We start from the raw sequence: 5,468 nt of genomic DNA on the forward strand, positions 1-5,468 counted from the left end.
CGGGGGGCAGATCAGAATAGGGCTTCTTACTTGAGAGATTATTTCGGATAAACCGGCAAGCGTGCGCAGATTGCCAACACTTTTTGTTTGGTTGCGGCAATCACACTTTCTTCATTGTCAGTACCCATTGCATCTAGCACATCACACATCCAGCCGGCTAATTCACGCACATCCGCTTCGTTAAAGCCTCTGCGAGTAACCGATGGCGTACCGACACGAATCCCTGAGGTGACAAACGGTTTTTGCGGATCATTCGGCACGGCATTTTTATTTACCGTAATATTTGCTTTACCTAAAGCTGCGTCTGCCGCTTTACCGGTTTTACCTTGTTTAATAAAGCTGACTAAGAATAAATGGTTTTCCGTACCGTTTGAAACGACATCGTAACCACGTTGTTTGAATACTTCCACCATCGCTTTTGCATTTTTAATCACGTTTTGCTGATAGACTTTATATTCAGGCTCTAACGCTTCTTTAAAACAGACCGCTTTTGCCGCAATAATATGTACTAACGGACCGCCTTGGTTCGCAGGGAAAACTGAAGATTGAAGTTTCTTATAAATTTCTTCATCGCCACAGGCGGAAAGAATTAAGCCGCCGCGAGGGCCTCCGAGTGTTTTATGAGTTGTAGTTGTTACAACGTGAGCGTGCGGTAATGGATTCGGATATAAACCTGCTGCAATTAAACCTGCAACATGAGCCATATCAACAAATAAGTATGCTCCAACCTCATCGGCAATTTCACGCATTTTTGCCCAGTCTACGATTTGTGAATAAGCAGAGAAACCGGCAACAATCATTTTCGGTTTACATTCAAGCGCTTTTTGGCGTACATCTTCATAATCAATTAAGCCTTCGGCTGTGATACCGTAGAGGACTGAATTATAAATTTTGCCTGAGAAGCTCACTTTTGCACCATGGGTTAAATGGCCACCATGGGCTAAATCCATACCTAAAATAGTATCGTTCGGCTGAATTAATGCTCCATAAACAGCAGCATTTGCTTGTGAACCCGAATGCGGCTGTACATTCACATAATCCGCACCAAATAATTGTTTTGCACGGTCAATAGCTAATTGTTCAATGATATCCGCATATTCGCAGCCACTGTAGTAACGTTTCCCAGGATAACCTTCCGCATATTTATTGGTGAATTGTGAACCTTGTGCTTGCATTACTCGAGGACTTGCATAGTTTTCCGAAGCAATTAACTCAATATGTTCTTCCTGACGGCGATTTTCGTTTTCAATTGCTTGCCATAAAATAGGGTCGTAATCTTGAATGTTCATGTTTGCTGTAAACATATGAAAGTCCTCTGTGTGCTAGTAAAGAAATTTGCGCAAACGTTTGCGCAATATGTTTTACAAGCATTCTACACATTTATTATGCCCTATGATAGTGCTTTCTTAATAAAACAATTGCATATTAATTTATATTGATAATGAATGTAATTCATGTTTTCTGGGTAAGCGGTTGAATTTAGACAATAATTTGCAAATAGAAAGGCACTCCGGAGAGTGCCAATATCTAGATTAGAATAACTTGCTAGACCAGCCTAGCTTCGAACCAAGCACGGTAAAATAGTTATAGTTGCTAAGATGCAATAAATGTAGAGTGTCCGGACTTTTGGTAACGATAATGCGATCTTCCGGTGTAAAAGGCAGATCGTATTGACCGTCACAACTTACTTCCAAGCTAGGTTGATTATATTGCGCAAAGCGTAAAGAGATTTGGCTATCTCCATCAATCACTAACGGTCGGGAAGAAAGCGTGTGTGGGTGCATCGGTACTAATGCAATCGCATTCATATTCGGCGTTAAAATCGGGCCGCCTGCAGATAATGAGTAGGCTGTCGAACCTGTCGGCGTACTAATAATTAAGCCGTCCGAACGTTGTGAGAATGCAAATTTTCCGTCAATATACACTTTAAATTCAATAATGCGAGCTACTTGGCTTGGGTGAATCACCACTTCGTTCAAGGCATTATTGGTTGCAATAATTTTGCCGTTACGCTCAATACGAGCTTCGAGTAAGAAGCGCTCTTCAATCACAAATTCCCCACGCTCAATACAATTATGTAATTGTTCGAAAGCGGATTGCGGTGCAATATCCGTCAGAAAACCTAAGTTTCCTCGGTTAATCCCAATCAGCGGAACATGATATTTTGCTAATTGACGCGCCATACCAAGCATATTGCCGTCTCCACCGATAACAATGACGAGATTGGCTTGTTGACCGATTTCCTCCAAACTTTTGCCATCCGGAAGATTGAGTTGACGAGCAATATTTTCTTCTAACAACACATCATAACGGCGATCTTTCAACCAATTATAAACGGCTAAATGCGTCTCTAAAGCAATATCGTGACGAGGTTTACCTACAATCGCAATACATTCAAAAAATCGTTCTGCAGATTTCATCGTTTTTACTCACAAAATAAGAATTGCTGAATTTTATCCTTTTTTTCACCGATAAGATATGTAAAAAATTTATAAAAAATGACCGCCTGTTATGGCTGTCAAAAACCTAAGGTTTCATTAAATTTCCAAATAGGTAGTGTTTTTTCGTAATGTTGCAAAGAAACCGTTGCAAAACATAGTGCCACTTGAGTTTGATCCGTTTCATCAAGTTGTTCGCATAGCTCGGAAAGCGCTTGGTTTAAAGGTATGGTAAGCCATGGTTTAATCCAAGGTGATTCACAATTAAGCTTTTGATAGCTTATCTCCGCTAAATAATCATTTTCAAAATATGGGTTTTCCCATGCTTTTTCGCTGGATTTGAACATAAATTCCCAATGGCTTTCTTCGCTAGGTAAACACACTATCTCTGTTTGCCATTTTCCCTCATTTTTTCTAAAAGGTGTGATCAGTGGTAAGTTGGCATTTAGTCTATTCGTTAAATTGTCTTGCCAGTAGGCGTTTACCCGATTAATACCTTTGTTATTTAATAAATCCCCAATCACTTTATGTTCTAAGTCTGCTAAATTGGTTTCAGCCTGTAGCACGGACGGCTTAATAATGCGAGGTATCGCGGTGATACTTTCTAAATGTTCTTGCTTGATTAAATCTACCGTTTTATGACTCGCTAATTTGTTAAGTTTATCTTCAGAACCCGGATGGCAGAATATCGGTTCCGAGCCATGATCTTTCGTTTGTAAGCCTCGCCAGTTTGTCGGTAGCAATAAAATATTCGCTTGTGTGGCAATTTTTTCAGGACGATGGCGCCATACTCGACCTGCTAGCTGAATAATCGAACGCATTGAAGACGGGTCAACAATCGCCCAATCATAATCGTGATCTCGCCCGACTTCGGTCACAGGACTGCCTAATACAATAAAAATATGATGAACGGCTTTGTCTTGTGTGAGTGCGCTAATAATTTCCGGTTGGGAAAATAACGCCTCAGGCTCGCTACGCTTTAATATTCTGTCGAGTTTCTCCTCGAGTTTGGAACGTAGTAATAGCAACAATTGTTGAGAATGGTAACAGCATAGATGAATTTTATAGTCGCTAAATTGGGTATTTAAAGGCGTTTTAAATAAGGTTTCAACGAGCGGAATCATTGGCTTGATATTCGCAAAACGGATTAACCCCACGCTGACATATTTTTTAGAGATAGGATCTTGCTGCGCATATTTCTGATGTAAGGTAATGGCTTGTTCAATTAAAGAATCGGCAAGCATCGTATAGTTAATGTCTTGATTTTCTACGGAGCTAAAGGGCGGTAACTGGATAATTTCCGCTTTATATCGAATAGGCGATTGCATTAACTTTTCAGCACGGGATGACGTAAACTGGGCCTGGTACTGTTCAAATTCTTTTACTGTTGGGCATTTTTGTTGTTGCTGTTTATATTCATCAATCCAAGCGCAACAAATAGGTAAATCAGGGTTGATACCTTGATGTCGATTGTAAATCTTACGTCCCGCTTGATAAGCATTAAATAAACCGCTGATAAGATCCGGTGTAAGTGTTGCCGAAGAGAGTAATACTTTACTGCCGAACATCCCCGCCAAATGTACTAAACGGCTCAATGCTGGTAGATCACTTTGACTAAAATCATCGGGCTCGTCTAATACCAGAACAGATGTCAATAAACGTAGCAGCGGCACAATATGCTTACCGCCACGGATTGTTTCCGTTGCTTGAATCATATGGTCTAACGTACAACTTACGATAGGTGCATAGAGTAATTTTTTCGCTTTATTATCTGCTAATAGGGTGCTAAATTCTTCGTCCGCTATTCCGCTTTCAAGGAAATTCATCCCATAAAATTCATTACCTTCGAACCATTCTTGAACGCTTTCACTACCACTTTGTACTGATTCATTTTGTAACTCAAATAATTGCTTAGTTGCCGAACCGCCAACTAAAACCGCAAGTTGTTCAGACGATAGCATAAGCTTTTGGCGAAGTGCTAAACCTGTTTGTAGCGTAAGTACACGTAAACCAAGCGCGATAGTAAAGCGTGCACCGTCTTGGTTGCTCAAGCCGTACATAATTTTGGCATTAGCGAGTGTTTTTCCACATCCGGTACTCGCCATATTTACCCCAAAGAAGCCGGCTTGTTCGCTTTCCGATTGCACACTTCGCGCTAACTCAAAGGCACAATTTTGCCATTTAAAGCGATCAAGATTCGTACGTTTAGTAAAAGGGCGATGTTGCTGAATATGCGGTAGTTCTTTTGCAAGTTTTGGGAGCAAGCGGGCAAATCTTGCGCTGGTTTTGTTTTACAAACACCAAGCAAATGTTCATCCAGTGCCTGTTTTGGCTGTTTGGTTTTTTTATCTGTATTCGCAAGTAATTTTTCAAAGAAATTAAGGTCTCCTAATTAGCGATCCGCCGGAGCAGAAGAATAATTATGGTCGCCGACAATCAAACACAAACGTGACAAAATAAGTAAGAACGGATCATTTATTGTTTTGTTTAATTGAGATAATTCACGTAAAGGAGCATGGTTTAAGGCTTTGTTAGCCCAACGCTGCATGGCTTTTTGCCAAGCTTTGCTTTCCATCACCAATGTTTTAAATTGCCAGAAGTTTTCCGGTTGAGGATGTTCACTTTGATTCATTACCCAATGTTCTACCGGTGCTAAAAATCGGTAGAATAGTTCTACGTCTGTTTTACGCATAAAGTGTTCACTTAGAATACGCTCTTGATCACTATGACAATCGAGCGTTTTTTGGGTAAAAGGTAATTTGTGATGTGAAAGAATGAGCCATAGCACTACTTTAGCAAGCGGTGGAAAATGAGAAAAATTATGCGGATAATCACTTTTATCTGCAATTAGAGTTAGGTTCGGTAACTAATCCCGATTCTCTTCAATGTGATTTTGCCAATTCGCTAAACGAGCGAGCCATTGTTCATCCGTATCGCAGTCGGCAATCATGGCTTCAAACAAACGAGCGGAAATCCACTCATGTCGATAACAATCAGGAAAAAATTTCGCTTTAGGTTTTAGTTTTGGGG

2 protein-coding genes and 1 pseudogene are annotated in these 5,468 nt (G+C 40.4%); all 3 read right to left on the minus strand.

Annotated features, from left to right (window positions below; genetic code table 11):
* Window positions 1–38: 38 nt before the first annotated feature.
* A complete protein-coding gene (gene glyA, locus HMPREF0027_RS07135) occupies window positions 39–1,304 on the minus strand; it encodes a serine hydroxymethyltransferase (RefSeq protein ID WP_005623547.1) in 1,266 nt (421 codons plus the stop codon).
* 228 nt (window positions 1,305–1,532) lie between these two features.
* Entirely contained in the window at window positions 1,533–2,420 is an 888-nt protein-coding gene (locus HMPREF0027_RS07140; RefSeq protein ID WP_005623549.1) for an NAD(+) kinase, read from the minus strand.
* A gap of 98 nt (window positions 2,421–2,518) precedes the next feature.
* A pseudogene (cas3f, locus tag HMPREF0027_RS07145) lies at window positions 2,519–5,468 on the minus strand (type I-F CRISPR-associated helicase Cas3f); the annotation flags it as partial.

Origin of the sequence: Actinobacillus ureae ATCC 25976, assembly GCF_000188255.1 — a bacterium.
GTDB lineage: Bacteria > Pseudomonadota > Gammaproteobacteria > Enterobacterales > Pasteurellaceae > Actinobacillus > Actinobacillus ureae.